16 protein-coding genes, 1 tRNA gene and 1 rRNA gene are annotated in these 18,290 nt (G+C 71.4%); 5 read left to right on the forward strand and 13 right to left on the reverse strand.

The window, feature by feature from the left end:
- Positions 1-112 precede the first annotated feature (112 nt).
- Entirely contained in the window at positions 113-331 is a 219-nt protein-coding gene (locus tag BM430_RS26960; RefSeq protein ID WP_093570320.1) for a hypothetical protein, read from the reverse strand.
- Positions 332-550: 219 nt separating this feature from the next.
- On the opposite strand from BM430_RS26960, the gene BM430_RS26965 reads away from it, so the two are divergent.
- The gene (locus BM430_RS26965; protein ID WP_177303186.1) at positions 551-1,321 is read left to right on the forward strand and encodes a ComF family protein; all 771 of its coding nucleotides are present in this window, start codon (positions 551-553) and stop codon (positions 1,319-1,321) included.
- Between the two features lie 39 nt (positions 1,322-1,360).
- Here the strand turns inward: BM430_RS26965 and BM430_RS26970 are convergent, their stop codons facing one another.
- The 10 genes from BM430_RS26970 to BM430_RS27015 form a co-directional block, all read right to left on the reverse strand.
- Positions 1,361-2,623 carry an MFS transporter gene (locus BM430_RS26970; RefSeq protein ID WP_093570322.1) on the reverse strand — a complete coding sequence of 421 codons (1,263 nt, stop codon included), beginning with the start codon at positions 2,621-2,623 and terminating at the stop codon, positions 1,361-1,363.
- 390 nt (positions 2,624-3,013) lie between these two features.
- Positions 3,014-3,220, reverse strand: coding sequence for a hypothetical protein (locus BM430_RS26975; protein WP_093570323.1), 207 nt, complete (start codon positions 3,218-3,220; stop codon positions 3,014-3,016).
- 42 nt (positions 3,221-3,262) lie between these two features.
- A complete protein-coding gene (locus tag BM430_RS26980) occupies positions 3,263-3,946 on the reverse strand; it encodes an invasion associated locus B family protein (protein WP_093570324.1) in 684 nt (227 codons plus the stop codon).
- A gap of 190 nt (positions 3,947-4,136) precedes the next feature.
- The gene (gene zwf / locus BM430_RS26985; RefSeq protein WP_093570325.1) at positions 4,137-5,612 is read right to left on the reverse strand and encodes a glucose-6-phosphate dehydrogenase; all 1,476 of its coding nucleotides are present in this window, start codon (positions 5,610-5,612) and stop codon (positions 4,137-4,139) included.
- Between the two features lie 232 nt (positions 5,613-5,844).
- Complete coding sequence (locus tag BM430_RS26990) at positions 5,845-6,762, reverse strand: SDR family NAD(P)-dependent oxidoreductase (RefSeq protein ID WP_093570326.1); 918 nt, start codon at positions 6,760-6,762, stop codon at positions 5,845-5,847.
- 178 nt (positions 6,763-6,940) lie between these two features.
- Complete coding sequence (locus BM430_RS26995; protein WP_093570327.1) at positions 6,941-7,999, reverse strand: DUF4167 domain-containing protein; 1,059 nt, start codon at positions 7,997-7,999, stop codon at positions 6,941-6,943.
- Between the two features lie 416 nt (positions 8,000-8,415).
- Positions 8,416-9,282: a peptide chain release factor N(5)-glutamine methyltransferase gene (prmC, locus tag BM430_RS27000; RefSeq protein WP_093570328.1), complete on the reverse strand. Its 867-nt coding sequence runs from the start codon at positions 9,280-9,282 to the stop codon at positions 8,416-8,418.
- Positions 9,279-10,358: a peptide chain release factor 1 gene (gene prfA / locus BM430_RS27005; protein ID WP_093570329.1), complete on the reverse strand. Its 1,080-nt coding sequence runs from the start codon at positions 10,356-10,358 to the stop codon at positions 9,279-9,281. Before prfA ends, prmC begins: the two co-directional genes overlap by 4 nt.
- A gap of 937 nt (positions 10,359-11,295) precedes the next feature.
- Complete coding sequence (gene ptsP, locus BM430_RS27010; protein WP_093570330.1) at positions 11,296-13,557, reverse strand: phosphoenolpyruvate--protein phosphotransferase; 2,262 nt, start codon at positions 13,555-13,557, stop codon at positions 11,296-11,298.
- Positions 13,558-13,805: 248 nt separating this feature from the next.
- Positions 13,806-15,041, reverse strand: a complete 1,236-nt coding sequence (locus BM430_RS27015; protein ID WP_093570340.1) for an aspartate kinase — start codon at positions 15,039-15,041, stop codon at positions 13,806-13,808.
- A gap of 223 nt (positions 15,042-15,264) precedes the next feature.
- Between BM430_RS27015 and ubiG the strand changes: the two genes are divergently transcribed.
- The 4 genes from ubiG (at position 15,265) to BM430_RS35370 (ending at position 18,006) form a co-directional block, all read left to right on the forward strand.
- Complete coding sequence (gene ubiG, locus BM430_RS27020; RefSeq protein WP_093570331.1) at positions 15,265-16,014, forward strand: bifunctional 2-polyprenyl-6-hydroxyphenol methylase/3-demethylubiquinol 3-O-methyltransferase UbiG; 750 nt, start codon at positions 15,265-15,267, stop codon at positions 16,012-16,014.
- Between the two features lie 60 nt (positions 16,015-16,074).
- Positions 16,075-16,647 (forward strand): YbhB/YbcL family Raf kinase inhibitor-like protein, encoded by a 573-nt coding sequence (locus BM430_RS27025; RefSeq protein WP_093570332.1) that lies wholly within the window; start codon positions 16,075-16,077, stop codon positions 16,645-16,647.
- A 97-nt stretch (positions 16,648-16,744) separates the two neighbouring features.
- A complete protein-coding gene (locus tag BM430_RS27030) occupies positions 16,745-17,719 on the forward strand; it encodes an NADPH:quinone oxidoreductase family protein (RefSeq protein ID WP_093570333.1) in 975 nt (324 codons plus the stop codon).
- A gap of 119 nt (positions 17,720-17,838) precedes the next feature.
- A complete protein-coding gene (locus BM430_RS35370; RefSeq protein WP_064504300.1) occupies positions 17,839-18,006 on the forward strand; it encodes a YqaE/Pmp3 family membrane protein in 168 nt (55 codons plus the stop codon).
- 66 nt (positions 18,007-18,072) lie between these two features.
- On the opposite strand, the gene BM430_RS27040 is transcribed toward BM430_RS35370, so the two are convergent.
- Positions 18,073-18,149: transfer RNA gene (locus BM430_RS27040), tRNA-Met, on the reverse strand.
- 51 nt (positions 18,150-18,200) lie between these two features.
- Positions 18,201-18,290, reverse strand: a 5S ribosomal RNA gene (gene rrf / locus BM430_RS27045); the annotation flags it as partial.

Here is an 18,290-nt window from a genome sequence, read left to right on the forward strand (position 1 = left end):
TCGCACGGGGATCAGCGGGGGGAACGGTGTCCCGTCGTCGAAAAGATGCTCCAAGTGTTTGTCTGGCCGCATTTTCTACGACGAACCGGTATCCGCTTCGTCGGAAAATGCTCTAATGCGCCGGCGTGCAGAGATCCCAGATCCGCTTGAATTCGTGCTGGGCACGCTCGCGCTGGCTCTCGATCGGCACGGCGGCCGGACAGAAGCCCGGACGGTCGGCGGCCTCCGCACCATCGGCGAAGCCGTGGCCGTCGGGAGAGGTCCGGAGCGAATCCTGCTGCGCCGCGCCGAGCACATCGATCGGTCGGGACAGGGTCGGAGCCATCGCCATGATCGTTTCCTCCTGTTTCTGTTGTTATGCTCAATCTTGCGGCGATCGCTGCCCGGTGGCAATGCCTCCCGCCCGGGAAATAGTCGCGGCTAAGCGTTTGCTCCCCGATGTTTCCGCTCGAACACAGCCTGGCAACGGGTTCGGCGCCGGATCTCTGCTATCGCGGGCGGCAGATCTGCCCGCCGGCGCAGCAGGGCCCGGGTGCGGGGAGCGGCGCCCGTGAGCGCTCTGCACCGCCTCGCCGGGCTGCCCGGCCTCGCGCTGCGGGGATTCGTCGGACTGGTCTACCCGCCGAGCTGCATCGCCTGCGGGGCCGCGACGGCGGTGCCGCACGCCCTCTGCGCCGGCTGCTGGAGCGAGATGCGCTTCATCGAGCGGCCCTATTGCGAACGGCTCGGCACGCCGTTCTCGGTCGATCTCGGGACGCCGGGCCTGCTCTCGCCGGCGGCGCTCGCCGATCCGCCGGTCTATCAGCGCGCCCGGGCGGTGGCGCGCTACGACGCGACGGCGCGGCGGCTGGTGCAGCGGTTGAAATACGAGGACCGGCTCGACCTCGCGGGAGCGCTCGGTGCGATGATGGCGCGGGCGGGCGCCGAGCTGATGGCGGAGGCCGATCTCGTGGTGCCGGTGCCGCTCTGGCGCTGGCGGTTGTGGCGGCGGCGCTTCAACCAGGCCGCCCTGCTCGCCCGGACCGCGACGCGCGGCAGCGGCGTGCCCGTGGCGCCGGAGCTGCTCGCCCGCGTGCGGCGCACCCGCCAGCAGGTGGGCCTGAGCCGCGCCGCCCGGGCCGAGAACCTGCAGGGCGCCTTCCGGGTGCCGGACGCCGCGCGCCCGCGCCTCCAGGGCCGGCGCGTCCTCCTCGTCGACGACGTGCTGACCACCGGGGCGACGGCCAACGCCGCCGCCCGGGCGCTCCTGCGCGGCGGGGCGGCGGCGGTCGACGTTCTGGTCTTCGCCCGCGTGGTGAGCGACGGGCGCGACGGGGTGTAGAAGCGGCCCGATCGCAGCGCGGTCGGGCCGTGCTCCCGCTCAGGCGCGCTGCACGGTGCCGATCGGGCTCTCGGACGCGGCCGGCGCCACGGTTCCGGCGGCCAGAACCTTGCCGCGGGGGCCCACCCAGGCGCCGACCCACTTGCGCGACCACAGGGCGAGGCAGCCGAGGACGACGGCCGTGAAGGCGGCGTAGAACAGGAAGCCCGTCGCGAAGCCGCCGGTATATTGCTTCGACAGGCCCATGGCGTTCGGCAGGATGGCGCCGCCGAGCGCCCCGACCTCGCCGATCATCGAGCCCGCCACGGCGGTGTTGGTCGGCCAGCGCAGGGGCACGAGCTGGAACAGCGCGCCGTTGCCGGCGCCGAGCGCCGCGAAGCAGAACATGAACAGCAACGTGGTCATGACGAGCGTCGGCGCCGCGGTGAGCGCCAGGAACGAGCCGACGGCGGCGAGCAGCACCACGGTCAGGACCAGGATGCCGCCGATCCGGTCGGCGAAGTAGCCGCCGAGGATGCGGATGCCGGAGCCCATCAGGGCGGCCAGCATGGTCAGCCGCCCGGCCTCGATCTTGGTGACGGCGAACTGCTCGTAGAAGAAGGTCGGCAGGAAGTTCGACAGGCCGATGAAGCCCCCGAAGGTGATGACGTAGATCAGGTTGAAGGCCCAGCCGTCCTTCTCGAACAGGCAGGAGACGTGCTCCTTGAAGCTCTGGTGCTCGCGGTCCGGCGGCTCCTTGGCGAGGACGATCATCACGGCGAGCGGGATCAGCATGAATACGCCGGCGAAGCCGTAGACCGCCTGCCAGCCATAGGCCTGGGCCAGCGGCGGCGCGAACAGCACGGCGAGCACGGTGCCCGAATTGCCGGCCCCGGCGATGCCCATCGCCAGGCCCTTGTGCTCCGGCGGGAACCAGCCCGAGCCCAGCGACAGAGCCACGCCGAACGAGGCGCCGGCGATGCCGAGCAGCACGCCCATGGCGAGCACGTCGTTGAACGAGTGCACCAGGAAGAAGCCGTAGGCCATCGCCAGGACGATCAGCGACATCTCGGTGATCGCGGCGTTCTTGCGCCCGATATACTGGGCGAGCACGCCGAGGGGGAAGCGCATGATCGCGCCGGCGAGGATCGGCAGCGAGATCATGAAGCCGGTCTGGGCCGGCGTGAGCTTGTAGGTCTCGGTGATGAACGGCCCCATGGCGCCGTTGAGCACCCAGATCGCGAAGCAGAAATCGAAGTACAGGAACGCAGCGAACAGGGTCGGGGGATGACCCGACTTCATGACGGTCTTGAAACTGGCCATATCGGAGCCTCACGCAGCCCCCGCGGGGGGTCTTCGACGCGCTTCAGGGTGAGGATCTCCGGCCCGGTCGTCCCGGTCCCGGTTCCTCAGTCTGTCGGACTTCCGTGTCCAAGGCTCGGGCGTCTTTGCCCCGCGGGCCGTGCGGCCAGCCTGCGAGGAGGGACTGCAGGTCTCGTGCCAAACGTGCGCGGGGACGGGCCGGGCGTCCCGGCCGGCGGTTGCCTCACGGGCAGGCAGAGGCTGGCGCGTGGGGCGGCAGCGTGATGACCGGCGCACGATGTCTCGTCGTTGCCTGTCAGGAAGCAGCGCTTCGCTGCACTCCTTCCTTCCATCCACGACCTCAGGAAGAGGTCGTGGATGGGATTGGGATGAAGCGGCCAGGCTGCGCGGTCACACCGTCACGTCGAGCACCTGCCCCTGGCCTTGCGGCACCGGGGCGCTCGCGGCCGGGGCGCTCGCCGCCTCGGCCACGAGGCCGGCCACGGAGCGCTCGGCGTCGATCTGGCGGCGCATCGCGAGGGTCGCGACCTGCTGGCTGAAGGCGGCGCTCTGCTGGGCGAGGGCGCCGGTGGCGAGGGAGGCGGAATCGATGCTCATCCCGCCAGCCTGAACCCGAACCGTGAGCAGGCGGTGAAGACGTCAGCTCAAGAGCTGCGACATCCGGGCGAGCGACGCGGCGAACCCGGCGAGCGGCACCGTGATGGTCTCGAGTTCGCCGTTGGGCTTGGTGCCGGTGACACGCAGGTTGACGGCGGTCTTCATCGCGTCGGTGGCGACGGTCGGAAAACTGATCGGCACGATGCAGCCGGCCTGGACGCAGGAGGTGTAGGGCGCGCCCTTGCCGAGGGTCGCGTCGTCGAGCTTGAAGGTCACGCCGGGATCGATCGACAGGCCGAGCGGCATCAGCAGCAGGCCGTTGCTGCGCCCGTCCTGGGGGGCGTTGAGCTCGATGCTGAAGCGGCGCTGCCCGGTCTGGGCCACCCCTTGCGCCTGAGAGAGCTGGCACTGGCGCTTCTCGTTCTCGCGGGTGCAGCTGACGGTCCAATCGCCGTAGACCTCGCTCACCGCGCTCGCGCCGTTGGGCCAAGACCCCGTCGAGGAGATCCCCGTCGGGGCGGCCACCGGCGCGGGCGCCGCCTCGGCCTTCGGGGCGGGCGCGGGCTTCGGCGCAGGGCGGCGGGCCGCCGGCTTCGGCGCGGGCTTGTGGGCCGGGGCCTCGGCCGCGGGCGCCTCGGCCGCCGGCTCCTCCTGGGCGCGGGCGGGCGCGACCAGGAATGCGGCGAGGACCAGGAGGCTGGCGAGGGCGGGACGGCAGGGTGACATGACGGAAATCCTCGGCGCCCGCTCGGCGCCCCGGGGCGCGAAGCGGGCCTTTGTCTCGCGGCTCCTCTAGAGCGGCGAGCGCCGGAAGGAAAGCCGCCGGAGGTCCGATCCCGCCGTCATCCTCTTGAGATATCTTGGATTTATTCCAATCAACCGCAGCGTCAGCCGGTGTCCTCGTGCCGGATCGGCTTCAGCCGATATCCTCGTGCCACGTGCGGCCGTCGCGCTCGATCAGGGCGATCGCCGCCGTGGGCCCCCAGGTGCCGGCCGGATAGGGGCGCGGCGGCTCCGGGCGGTCGGCCCAGGCGTTGAGCAGGGTGTCGGCCCAGGCCCAGGCCGCCTCGACCTCGTCGCGGCGCATGAACAGGGTGGCGTTGCCCCGCACCACGTCCATCAGCAGGCGCTCGTAGGCGTCCGGGTAGCGCTGGTTGAAGGTCTCCTCGAACGAGATGTCGAGGCCCGTCGCCCGCAGGCGCATGCCGCCGGGGCCCGGCTCCTTCGTCATCACCTCGAGCTTGATGCCCTCCTGCGGCTGCAGCCGGATCACCAGGCGGTTCGGCTCGCGGGCGAATTCGTCGGAGAAGATGCTGAACGGCGAGGAGCGGAACTGCACCACGATCTCGGAGACCTTCTGGGGCAGGCGCTTGCCGGTGCGCAGGTAGAACGGCACCCCGGCCCAGCGCGGCGTCATCAGCTCGAGCTTCAGGGCCACGAAGGTCTCGGTCAGGCTCGTGCGGTCCTCGGCGAGGTCGGCGACGTAACCCGGCACCGGCTGGCCGTTGACGGCGCCGGCGACGTACTGGCCGCGCACGGTGCGCATCGGCACCTCGTGGGCGGGAATCGGCTTCAGGGCGCGCAGCACCTTCAGCTTCTCGTCGCGCACCGCGTCGGCATCCAGCGAGAGCGGGCTCTCCATGCCGAGGAGACAGAGGAGCTGCAGCATGTGGTTCTGCAGCATGTCGCGCAGCGCCCCCGACGTGTCGTAGTAGCCGCCGCGGCCCTCGACCCCCACCGTCTCCGCGACGGTGATCTGCACGTGGTCGATCACGTCGGCGTTCCACAGCCGCTCGAAGATCGTGTTGGCGAAGCGCAGGGCCAGGAGGTTCTGCACCGTCTCCTTGCCGAGATAATGGTCGATGCGGAAGATCTGGCTCTCGGGAAAGACCTTGCCGACCTGGTCGTTGATGGCGCGGGCGGAGGCGAGGTCGTGGCCGATCGGCTTCTCCAGCACGACGCGGGAGCGCTCGCCGATCAGCCCGTGGGCGCTGAGGTTGCGGCAGATCGCACCGTACAGGCTCGGCGAGGTGGCGAGATAATAGGGCCGCACGTGGTCCGGATGCTCGGCGAGCAGGTTCGCCAGGTCCGGCCAGCCCGCCTCGCCGGCCCCGTCCACCGCCACGTAAGCCAGGTGGTCGAGGAAGCGGGTCAGCGTGTCGGGGTCGCGGTCGGCTGCCGGCATGTGGCGCTCCAGGGCCGCGGCGGCGAGGTCCCGGTACTCGCCGGTGTCGAGGCGGGTGCGCGCCGCCGCGACGATGCGGCTCGCCTCCGGGATCTGCCGGTCGCGAAAGCGGTAGTAGAGCGCCGGCAGCAGCTTGCGCATCGTGAGGTCGCCGGTGGCGCCGAACACGACGGCATCGAAGGGGGCGACGGGGATGATCTTGTGCATCGGGTGACGGGTCTCCCGCTTGTGCCGGCCGTCCCTGCAAGGGCGCGGCCAGCCACTGTGTCTGGTGGACGTGGCGTTCTCGTCCGGCCCGGTCTCGCGTCGATCGCGCGCGGTCTGCGCCTCTCCGGCGGTCCTCCCATCCTCCGGCGTCGTTCCGGGGCCGCGACGCAGCTCCGGAACGACCGGAAGGGTATTGTCAGTCGGTCGAGCGACGACCGGTCGACCCCCGGCGTCAGAACGAGGCCGGCGTCGCCGCGGCCTCCTTGACGCCCTCGTCCGCCCCGTGGCTCCCGCCCTCCAGCGGCGCCTCCATATGGGCCGCGAAGGCCGCCTTGTGGTCGGGGTGCCAGCGCGACAGGGCCGGGCGGTTGCGGATCGCGTCGTCGGCGGCCCAGCGCATCCGCTTCTCGTCCATCTCCCGGGTGGTCTCGTTGTCCGGGCAGAGGATGTAGAAGTCGCCCGCCGCCATCCGCTCGAGCATGAACGCCACGGTCTGTTCCGGCGTCCAGGCGCCGGCCGGCTTCTCGGTCGCGCCGCGGGCGCGGGTGAGGCCGGTATAGACGAAGCCCGGGATCAGCAGGTGGGCGGTGACGGGAGCGCCGGTCTCGCGCAGCTCGTGCGCCAGCGCCTCGGTCGTCACCTTCACGCCCGCCTTGCTGACGTTGTAGGGCGTGTTGCCGGGCGGCGTGGTGATGCCCTGCTTCGAGCCGGTGACGATCACCGCCCCGGGCGTCCCCGCCGCGACCATCCCCGGCAGGAAGGCCTGGACGGCGTTGATGACGCCCCACAGGTTGGTGTCGATGATGCGATGCCAGGTCGCGGCGTCCGAGGAGAAGCGCCCGCCGGCCTCGATGCCGGCATTCGCCATCAGCAGCGCGACCGGCCCGAGGGCGTCGGCCTCGCGGCGCAGGGCCTCCAGCGCCTCCGGCTTGGTCACGTCCGTCGGCACCGCGCGGACATCCGCCGCACCGCCCGGCGCCGCGGCCGCGACGGTGCGTCCGGCTTGGTCCAGGGCCTCGCCGGGGAGGTCGGCCAGCACCACCCGCAGGCCCGCCCGGGCGAAGGCCGTGGCGGCCGCGAGACCGATGCCGCTCGCCGCGCCGGTGACGACGGCGACGCGGCCCTGCGCGAGTGCGGGGTGGTGGGTCATGGTGCGCTCCGCCTGAGATCCGGTTCGTTTCAGGGCGGCAGGTAGGCAGCCGCGCGGGAAACGCTACGGGCGGCGGCGCAAAATTCGTCCGGCGACTCGGCAAGGCGGCTTGGCAACCCTGCGCGACCGCGGGGCCCGGCCTCCCGTTCGGGAGGCCGGGCGGATCGTCATCGGGGAGCTACTCGCCCGACGAGTCGGCGGGCTTCGGGAAGAGCTCCCCGGCGGGCTCGGTCCCGCCCTCGGTCCCCTCGAACCGGGTGCGGCGGCGGCGGCGCGGACGGGGAGCCGGGGCGTCGGCCTCCGCCTCGACCGGCGTGGCGGGGGGAGCGGGCGGCGCCTCCTCGACCGGAGCCGGCGCCGGGGCGGCGGGACGCACCGGGGTGGTCAGGAAGGCCGGCAGGCCGGTCGGCTCGTCGGCAGCCAGGACCGGCTCGGAGCGGGGTTCCTCGCGGCGGCGCTCGCGGCGGAACTCGGAGCGGCCGCCCTCGCGGTAGCCCTCCTGACGCGGGGCTTCCTGACGCACAGGCTCCTGGCGCGGCTGCTCGGCGCGGGACGGATCCTGACGCTCGCCGCCTTGACGCTCGGCGCGATCCTGGCGTTCAGGGCGATCCTGACGCTCGACCCGGTCCTGCCGCTCCGGGCGGTCCTGGCGCTCGGAACGCTGCTCGGTCCGCTCCTGGCGGTCGCGCTGCTGACGCTCCTGGCGGTTCTGGAAGCGCTCGCGGCGCTCCTGCCGGTCGGGCCGGTCCTGACGCGGCTGGTCTTGACGGTCCTGCCGGTCGAAGCGGGATGGGCGGTCGTCGCCGCGCGTGTCGTAGGGCTGCGGCTGCTGGCCGGGGTCGCCGTAATCGTCGGCGGCGCCGTAGCCGGACTGGGCGTAGCCGTTGACGCCGCGCTCGCCCGGGCCGCGATCCTGGGCCGGGTAGCCGTTCGTCGGCGCGCCCTCGTCGTCGCCGTCATCCTCGTCGTCGTAGCCCTGGCGGCCGTAGGTCCCGCCATACTGCTGGCGATACTGCTCGTTCGCGGCGGCGATGATGCGGAAATAGTGCTCGCCGTGCTGGAAGTAGTTCTCGGCCATCACGGGGTCGCCGCTCGCCTGGGCGTCGCGGGCGAGCTGGGCGTATTTCTCGGCGATGTGCTGGGCGGTACCGCGGATCTTCACGTCGGGGCCGTTCGACTCGTAGGCCCGGGTCAGCGGGTTCGGCCCCTTGGTGTTGCTGCGGTTGCGGCCACGCATACGCCTGTTCTGGTTCGGTCTCATCGGCCTCGACTGACCCTCTTCGACGACTTGAAGGGCGGGACTTCGCGCGCGGCGGGTCGTCGTCCGCGGAGGCGGGCGGCCTCTCGCGGGCCGCGTTCCGTCTCCCCAGCGATGTCCGCCTTGCCCTGTGCGACCGCGGGCCGTCTCACGGTCCGGCCACCGTCGATCCACAGATGCGGGGCACCGGACCGCCTACGCGCTCATTGGTCTGCCCGGTGGTGGAAGATCGTCCAAAGGTCCGCGCTCAATGTCGCGCCCGAAGAACTGAGCCTGGCTGTGGTGTCCGGACCGTTCACGATCTGCCCCGGGACGTTAGCGGGTTCGGCCGGCGGCGCCAAGGGACTCCGCGCCGATTTTATGCACAAAGGCCACAGGAACCTCAAGAATCCGCGTCACGGCTCGATCATCGCCGTCATCGCGACCACCCGCGGGTGCCCGGCGAGGTCGCGCCGGACCTGCGGGCAAAGGCCGTGGGCGGCGGCGAGCCGGCGCAGGGGCTCCTCCTGGTCGTAGCCGATCTCGACCAGCAGATGCCCGCCGGGCGCGAGGAGCCGCGGCACCTGGGCCAGGATGATGCGGTAGGCGTCGAGCCCGTCCGGGCCGCCGTCGAGGGCGAGGCGAGGATCGTGGTCGCGCACCTCGCCCGACAGGCCGGCAATCACGTCGCTCGCGATGTAGGGCGGGTTCGCCACCACGAGATCGAACGGGCCGGCGAGCGAAGCGGCCCAGTCCCCGGCCGCGAAGGCGGCACGCTCCGCCACGCCGTTGCGGGCGGCGTTCGCCCGGGCGGTGCGCAGGGCGCCGACCGACCGGTCGATGCCGAGGCCGAACGCGCGCGGCCACTCGGTGAGCAGGGCGACCAGGATGCAGCCGGTGCCGGTGCCGAGATCGGCGATGCGGCGCGGGTCATCCGGCCTCAGGGAGAGCGCCGCCTCGACCAGGGTCTCGGTGTCGGGGCGCGGCACCAGGGTCTCGGGCGAGAGCCCGAACGGCAAGCCCCAGAACTCCCAGGCGCCGATGATCCGCGCCACCGGCTCGCCCGCGGCGCGGCGGGCGAGGTAGGCTCCGAGGCGCTCGGCGCCCTCCTGCCCGACCGGCTCGTCCCCGCGCAATGCGAGATCGGTGGCGGTGATGCCCAAAGCCTCCTCGACCAGGATCCGGGCGTCGAGGGCGGCGGTCGCGATGCCGCGGGCGGCGAGGTCGTCCGCGGCCTTCGCCCGGGCGGCGATCCGGCTCGTCTCCGGGGTGATCCCGGTCACGCCATCCCCTCGGCGGCGAGCAGGGCCGCCTGGTGCTCGGTGATCAGCGCGTCCACCACCTCGTCGAGGGCGGTGCCGGCGATCACCTCCTCCAGCTTGTAGAGGGTCAGGTTGATGCGGTGGTCGGTCACTCGGCCCTGCGGGAAGTTGTAGGTGCGGATCCGCTCCGAGCGGTCGCCGCTGCCGACCTGGGCGCGGCGGTCCGCGGCGCGGGCGGCATCCTTCTGGCTGCGCTCCTGGTCGTAGAGCTTGGCGCGCAACAGCGCCATGGCGCGGGCCCGGTTCTTGTGCTGCGAGCGCTCTTCCTGGACGAAGATCACGATGCCGCTCGGCACGTGGGTGATGCGGATCGCCGATTCGGTCTTGTTGACGTGCTGGCCGCCGGCGCCCTGCGCCCGCATCGTGTCGATCTTCAGGTCGGATTCGTTGACCTGGATGTCGACCTCCTCCGCCTCCGGCAGCACCGCCACGGTGGCGGCGGAGGTGTGGATGCGCCCTTGCGTCTCGGTGTCGGGCACGCGCTGCACCCGGTGGGCGCCGCTCTCGAACTTCAGCCGGGCGAAGACGCCCCGCCCCTTCACCTCGGCCACCACCTCGCGGTAGCCGCCCATCGTGCCGGGGCTCTCGGAGATGACCTCGACCCGCCAGCCCTTCAGGTCGGCGTAGCGCGAATACATTCGGAAGAGGTCGCCGGCGAAGAGGGCCGCCTCGTCGCCGCCGGTGCCGGCGCGCACTTCCAGGATCGCGCTCTTCTCGTCGGCGGCGTCCTTGGGCAGGAGCAGGAGCTGGAGCGCCCGGGCGGCGGCGTCGCGGGCGGCCTCGGCCTCCGGCTTCTCCTCGGCCGCGAGCGCCCGCATCTCGGGGTCGCCCTCCTCGATCATCTCCTCGACGCCGCGGAAAGCCGTCTCGGCGGCCCGGAAGGCGCGGATCGCCTCGACCACGGAATCGAGCTCGGAGAGCTCGCGCGAGAGCTGCACGAAGCTCTCCGCCTCGGCCTCCCCGGCGCTCAGGGTGGCGGTGACGATGTCGTGGCGGGCCAGGATGGCGTCGAGACGGTCGGACGGGATCGCGATCATGAACGGGATATGGCCATTGCGACGAGCCGGGTCATCCGGGGCGGCCCGCGCCCGGTGCCGGAGATGGTGCCGCGTATAGCAGGTCTGCCGAGGTTGGGGAGTCGGCGCGGCGGTGGACAAAAGCCGTGTCGCCGCCGGGCGGACGCGCGAGCCCCTTTGCGAACGAGGGCTGCATGCTCTATTTCCAAGGCGAGGAGCCGCGGGTGGCACCCCGCGACCCCTCTTGTTGGGTAGACTTCGTTAGATCAGCCCGATCGTGATGGTGAACACCCATCCGGTCGGGCGCCTCATGACGGTGATCGTCACGAACGGCCAGCCGTTCACATCTCTCACCCCCTCTCCGGTCAGCGCCAGCTCGAAAGGCGGCGGCCGGCGGACTCCGCCGCAAGCCCCGCATGCCACAGGGCCTTCGCGACCGGAGAGGGTCTCTCCCAACGTCAGAATGATCGCACGGCGGGGTTACTGAATCCGCGGTGCCGACAATCGTCTTTACTCGCGTTCGCGGCGGCCAGGGGGCAGGCCCGCGGAGGGCAAGGAAGCGCGTGCTCATGGACAAGAGCCAGATTGCGGGTTCGTGCGAGTCCAGGAGCCCTTTGCGAATGAGCGCCGCATGCCCTATCTTGTGAGGTGAGGAGCCGCGGGAGGCACCCCGCGACCCCTCTTGTTAGGTTGACGTCATTACATCAGCCCGATCGTGATGGTGAACACCCATCCGGTCGGGCGCTTCATGACGGTGATCGTCACGAACGGCCAGCCGTTCACATTTCTCACCTCCTCTCCGGCCAGAGCCAGCTCGAAAGGCGGCGGCCGGCGAACTCCGCCGCAAGCTCCGGTGCCCCAGAGCCTTCGCGACCGGAGAGGGTCTTTCCCAACGTCAGAGTGATCGCACGGCGAGGTTACCGAATTCGCGGTGCTGGCGTCATCGGCCCGGCGCCCATCAGACCGGAACGCCGTGCTCTTCCGCGAAGGCCGCGAGCGCTGGCCGCAACGACGCCCCGTCGCGCGTCTTCACCAGTTCCCGCTCCAGGAAGGCCGAGACGGCGCCGGCATCGAGCCCCAGCACCATCGCCTTGACCGGGCCGATTGAGGCCGGCGACATCGACAGCGCGCGGAATCCGAGCCCGATCAGCGCCATCGCCTCGAGCGGCCGGCCGCCGATCTCGCCGCAGACCGTGGCCGGGGTGCCGGCGGCCTCGGCCCGCTCGGCGATCAGCCGGAAGGCGCGGAGCGCCGCTGCGCTCAACGGGTCGAAGCGGTTGGCGACCTGGCGGTTCTCGCGGTCGACCGCGAACAGGAACTGCATCAGGTCGTTCGAGCCGACGGAGAGGAAGTCGGCCTCGGCGGCGATCTCGTCCATCTGGAACAGCAGCGAGGGCACCTCGACCATGACGCCGAGGCGGCAATCCGCCGGCAGCGGGTGGCCGTGGCGGGTGAGGTGCGCCTTCTCGCGCTCGACGATCGCCCGCGCCTGGACGAACTCGTCGACCGTCGCGACCATCGGGAACATGATCTTGAGCGGCCGTCCGCGGGCGGCCTTGAGCAGGGCGCGAAGCTGCATCCGCAGGAGGCCGGGCCGGTCGAGGCCGATGCGGATCGCCCGCCAGCCCAGCGCCGGGTTCTCCTCCTCCAGCGCCTTCATGTAGGGCAGCACCTTGTCGCCGCCGATGTCGAGGGTCCGGATCGTCACCGGCAGGTCGCCGACGGCGTCGAACACCGCCTCGTACAGCACCTGCTGCTCGGCCGCCGTCGGCATCCGCTCGGCGACCATGAACTGCAATTCGGTGCGGAACAGCCCGACACCCTCCGCGCCGGTCTCGTTCAGGTGCGACAGGTCGACGATGAGGCCGGCATTGAGCTGCAGCCCGACCGCGACCCCGTCCCGGGTGACCGCCGGCACGTCGCGCAGGGACCGGTACTGCTCCTGGCGCCGGGCACGCAGGCGCGCCTTCTCGGCATAGGCCGCCTCGATCTCGGGCCCGGGCCGGATCTGGACCTCGCCGGTGCCGCCGTCGACGATGATGGCGTCGCCGGTCTCGACCAGGGCCGTGGCGTTCGCCACCTCGCCCACCGCCGGGATGCCGAGCGCGCGGGCCACGATGGCGATGTGGCTCGTCGGCCCGCCCTCCTCCAGCACCACGCCGCGCAGGCGGGCGCGGTCGTAGTCGAGGAGCGCCGCCGGGCCCATCGAGCGGGCGACCAGGATGGCGTTCTCCGGCATCGCGTCGGGCCCGACCGTCGGGTGGCCGACGAGCTGGCGCAGCAGCCGGTTGGCGAGGTCGTCGAGGTCGTGCAGGCGCTCGCGCAGGTAGGGGTCGCTCTGGCGCAGCATCCGGGCGCGGTTGTCCGACTGCACCCGCTCCACCGCCGCCTCGGCGGTGAGGCCCGACAGCACCGCCTCGCGCATCCGCCGGAGCCAGCCCTGGTCGTGGGCGAACATCCTGACGGTCTCGAGTACCTCCCGGTGCTCGCCGGCGCCCGCGACGTCGCCGCGCTCGACGAGGTCGTCGATGGCGGCGCGCACCTCCGCGATGGCGGTGTCGAGGCGCGTGGCCTCGCGCTCGACATTCTCGGCGATCAGGTTGCGCACCACGATGCGCGGCTCGTGCAGCACGACGTGGCCGAGACCCACGCCGTCGGCGAGCGCCACGCCGCACTGGCTGAGCGCCCGGCGCGAGGCGCTGACCGTGCCGGGCGAGAGGGCCTGCAGCTCGCCCGAGGCGATCATCTCCGCCAGCACCATGGCGGTGGTCTGGAGGGCCTCGATCTCCTCCTCGGAATAGACCCGGTAGGTGCGGTTCTGCACCACCAGCACGCCGAGCGTGTTGCCGGCCCGCAGGAGCGGCACGCCGAGGAACGCGTGGTAGACCTCCTCGCCGGTCTCCGGCCGGTACGAGAAGGCGGGGTGCGACTGGGCGTCGGAGAGGGAGAGCGGCTCGGCGGTGGCGGCGATCAGGCCGACCAGGCCCTCGCCGGCCCGCATGGTGGTGAGGTGCACCGCCTCGCGGTTGAGACCCTCGGTGGCGAAGAGTTCGAGGTTGCCGTCGTCGCGCAGGACGTAGACCGAGCAGACCTCCGCGACCATGTTGGACGCGATCAGGACGACGATGCGGTCGAGGCGCGCCTGCGGGCCGACGGGCTCCGCCATGGCCTCGCGAAGGCGGCGCAGTAGCAGGCGCGGGCCTCCAGGCGCTGCGGGCATCGTCTCGTGTTCCACCCTTTGAGCGAGCCGGACCCGGCGCAGTGCAACCCTGGGGCCGATCCTGCGCGGGCCTGACGCATCGGCCCCGTCACCGCCGTATAGCGAGTCCGGCGCCCGGCGGGCAAGCGACCTTTCCGGGGGACGGGGCCGATCCCCCGCTCCATGCAGGAACGTCCCGCCCGCGAGGCGTCGCGGACGGGGCGTCGGGATCGATTCGTCGGGTCCCGGACCGTGTCCGGGGCGAGTGTTCAGGCCTTGTCGAGGCCGTAGAGCGAGTGGAGCGTGCGCACCGCGAGCTCGGTATAGGCGGCGTCGATCAGCACCGAGAACTTGATCTCCGATGTGGTGATCGCCCGGATGTTGATGCCCTTCTCGGCGAGCGCCCGGAACGCCTTGGCGGCGACGCCGGCATGGCTGCGCATGCCGACGCCGATCGCCGAGACCTTGACCACGTCGGTGGCGCCCTCGATCCGCTCGAACTCGACCGCGCCGCGTTGCGCGTCGAGGATCGTGCGGGCGCGCTCGTAGTCGGCCGCCGGCACCGTGAAGGTCATGTCGGTGGCCGCCCCGTCCCCCGAGACGACCTGGATGATCATGTCGACGTTGATGTTGGCATCGGCGAGCGGGCCGAAGATGGCGGCGGCGATGCCGGGCTTGTCCTTCACCCGGCGAAGCGTGATCTGCGCCTCGTCCTTGGAGAAGGCGATGCCCGTGATGATCTGCTGTTCCACGATATCGTCCTCGTCGCAGATGAGGGTGCCGGGGCGGGCGTCGTCGGGGTCGTCGAAGGAGGAGCGCACGGTAGTCGGCACCCGGTGCACCATGGCGAGCTCGACCGAGCGCACCTGCAGCACCTTGGCCCCGAGCGAGGCCATCTCGAGCATCTCCTCGAAGGCCACCTTCTCGAGGCGCTGGGCCTTCGGCACCACCCGCGGGTCGGTGGTGTAGACGCCGTCGACGTCGGTGTAGATGTCGCAGCGCTCGGCGCCGATCGCCGCCGCCACCGCGACCGCGCTGGTGTCCGAGCCGCCGCGCCCGAGTGTCGTCAGGCGGCCGGTCTCGGCATGGATGCCCTGGAAGCCGGCGATGACCGCGACCTCGCCGCGCTTGAAGCCGGCATCGAGGCGGGCGCCGTCGATGGCCTGGATCCGGGCCGAGCCGTGCTGGTCGGAGGTCTCGATCGGGATCTGCCAGCCCTGCCAGGAGCGGGCCTTGAGGCCCATCTCGTTGAGCACGATGGCGAGCAGGCCCGAGGTGACCTGCTCGCCCGAGGCGACGACCGCGTCGTACTCGGACTGGGCGTAGAGCGCCGAGGCGTCCTTGCACCAGGCCACCAGCTCGTTGGTCTTGCCGGACATCGCCGAGACGACGACCGCCACCTCGTAGCCGGCCCGCACCTCGCGGGCGACGTGGCGGGCGACGTTGCGGATGCGGTCGACCGTGGCGACGGAGGTGCCGCCGAATTTCATCACCAGGCGGGGCATGGGGATCCGATCGAACAAACTTGTCTCATGCCGTAAGCCGAGGCCGCGGGCGTCCGGCGGGTACAAGCGGGCCGGAGCGGTGTCAATCTTGTGACTGCAAACGCCGGTCCTGCGCATGACATCCCTTGCGCATGACATCCCAGGGCGGTTGGCCCGGGACGGCGGCTGCGCTACCTCGGCGGTCGAGACGAGACCTCCATTTCCACAGGAAGGCCTGGCGCCGATGAGCGAACCGACCGGACCCTCGATCGACCGCGACGAGGTCGCCCGCTTCGATCGCCTGGCCGCGACCTGGTGGGACGAGGCCGGGCCGATGCGGGTGCTGCACCGGTTCAACCCGGTCCGCCTCACCTATATCCGCGACACGGTCTGCCGGCATTTCGGCCGCGACCCGCTGGCACCCTCCCCGCTCTCCGGTCTCAGCCTCGTCGATGTCGGTTGCGGCGGCGGCGTCCTGTCGGAGCCGCTGGCGCGCCTGGGCGCTGAGGTGACGGGCCTCGATCCCGCGGTCACCAACGTCAAGATCGCGCAGGCCCATGCCGACGAGGCCGGCGTGCCGGTGCGCTACCGGGCCGAGACGATCGAGGCCGTGGTGGCCTCGGGCGAGCGCTTCGACGTGGTCTGCGCCATGGAGGTCGTCGAGCACGTCACCGACATGCCGGCCTTCGTGCGTACCGCCTGCACGGCGGTGAAGCCCGGCGGCCTGTTCTTCGCCGCCACGATCAACCGGACGATGCGCTCCTTCGCGCTGGCCATCGTGGGGGCGGAATACGTCCTCAACTGGCTGCCGAAGGGCACCCACGACTGGGACAAGTTCGTCACCCCGGACGAGTTGCGCGACGCCGTCGAGGCCGGCGGCCTCACCGTCACCGACACGACCGGCGTCGTCTTCAACCCGCTCACCAACCGCTGGAGCGCCGCCCGCGACACGGCGGTGAACTACATGATCGCGGCCGAGCGGCCGGGGGACTGACGGCGCAACCCCGGCCCGTCTCCCCGGTTTTTCCTCGGGGCGACGCCAGGAGACGGGTCCATGCTGGAAAAGATTCCCCACGCTTTGGGCGAGGCTTTGTCGGGGCTGCGGGCCGGCCTCAAGAAGACCGCGTATCACGCCGAGTTCGAGGCCGCTCCCGCCATCATCGGGGTGACGAGCCCGGCCTTCGCCGACGGGGCGGCGATGCCGGCCCGCTTCACCCAGGACGGAGAGAAGCTGTCGCCGCCGCTGGCCTGGAGCGGGCTCCCGGCCAGCACCGCCGCCCTCGTGCTGCTGGTGGAGGACGCCGACAGCCCGACGCCGAAGCCGATCGTCCACGCCATCGCGTGGGATCTCGCCCCCGCGGACGACAGCCTGCCCGAGGGCGCGCTGGCGAGCCCCGGCTCCGACGGTACGGTCGAGGAGGTCGGCAAGAACACCTTCCTCAAGGCGGGCTACCTGCCGCCCGACCCGCCGACCGGCCACGGCCCGCACCGCTACCTGTTCCAGGTCTACGCCCTCAACCGGCATCTCGGGCTGGAGGGCGTCCCGGGCCGCGGCGCCCTGCTCGCGGCCATGCACGGCCACGTCCTCGCCAAGGGCCTGCTCGTCGGCACCTACGAGCGGCGCTGATGCGCAGGTCCTCCGCAGGTCCTGGCTTGCCAGCGACCACGGCCTGGCTCACCACTCGACATCAGGCCGCCGGCGTGCGGCGGGGAGGATTGATCGCATGAAGGCGCTCCTGTGCAAGGCGCTCGGCGGCCCGGAGGATTTGGTGATCGAGGAGGTGCCGGATCCGGTGCCCGGCCCGGGCGAGGCCCTGGTGCGGGTGACGGTCGCCGCGCTCAACTTCTTCGACACTCTGATCATCGCCGGCCGATACCAGGTGAAGCCGGAGCTGCCGTTCTCGCCGGGCGCCGAAGCCTGCGGGGTGATCGAGGCCCTCGGATCGGGGGTCGAGACGTTCCGCGTCGGCGAGCGCGTCATCGTCCATCTCGGCTACGGCGCCTGCCGCGAGCGGGTGGTCGCCCCCGTCTCCGGCCTGACCCGCGTGCCGGAGGGCGTCAGCGACGAGCAGGCGGCGGGCCTCTCCGTCACCTACGGCACCTCGCTGCACGCGCTGCAGGACCGGGCGAGCCTGAAGCCCGGCGAGACTTTGGCGGTGCTGGGCGCCACCGGCGGCGTCGGGCTGGCAGCGGTGGAACTCGGCCACGCGATGGGCGCGCGGGTGATCGCCTGCGCCTCCTCGGCCGAGAAACTCGACCTCGCCAAGGCGCACGGCGCCGACCTCACCCTCGATTACAGCCAGGAATCGCTGCGCGACGGGCTGAAGCGGCTCGGCGGCGAGGCGGGCATCGACGTCGTCTACGACCCGGTCGGCGGCGCCTATTCCGAGCCTGCCCTGCGCTCGCTCAACTGGAAGGGCCGCTTCCTGGTCGTCGGCTTCGCGGCCGGCGAGATCCCCAAGATTCCGCTCAACCTGGCGCTTCTGAAGGGCATCGACATCCAGGGCGTATTCTGGGGGGCCTTCCTTCGCCGCGAGCCCGAGGGCCATGCCGCCAACCAGGCCCGCCTGCTGTCCCTGGTGAGCGAGGGACGGCTTTCCGCGAAGGTGCACGGCGTCTACCCGCTGGAAGAGGCGGCGGCCGCCCTCGGCATCCTGGCGCGCCGCGAGGCGATGGGGAAGGTGCTGCTGCGGCCCTGATGCCCCCTCCCCTCCCGGTGCTCGCGCGGGAGGGGTTTCGCGGCCCGATCGGGAACAGTTGGCGGTCCACGCCGTTCACAGCGGAGCTTTCCATTCCCGAGCGTCAGGACGGAGACACCGTGGGCGACATCATCCGCATCATCCTGCTCGTCGTGATCCCGCCGATCGGCGTGCTGTTCACCGTCGGGTTCGGCCTGCAGTTCATCCTAAACGTGCTGCTGACGCTGTTCGGCTACATCCCGGGCCTGATCCACGCCATCTGGGTCGTGACGCGCCGCAATTACTGAGCGGCGGCTGAACCGATACGCAAAAAATCCCGCGAGGCTCGCGCCTCGCGGGATTTTTTGTTGGTTTGGTTGCGGGGACAGGATTTGAACCTGTGACCTTCAGGTTATGAGCCTGACGAGCTACCGGGCTGCTCCACCCCGCGCCAGGGTGTGATCTGAGTGTCGTGAGGAGGGAAGGTGTGCGTGCTTGGCAGGTCTGGCGGTGACCGACTCTCCCGTGTCTTGAGACACAGTACCATAGGCGCTGGGGCGGTTAACGGCCGAGTTCGAGATGGGATCGGGTT

The organism is Methylobacterium sp. 174MFSha1.1 (genome assembly GCF_900116815.1).
GTDB lineage: Bacteria > Pseudomonadota > Alphaproteobacteria > Rhizobiales > Beijerinckiaceae > Methylobacterium.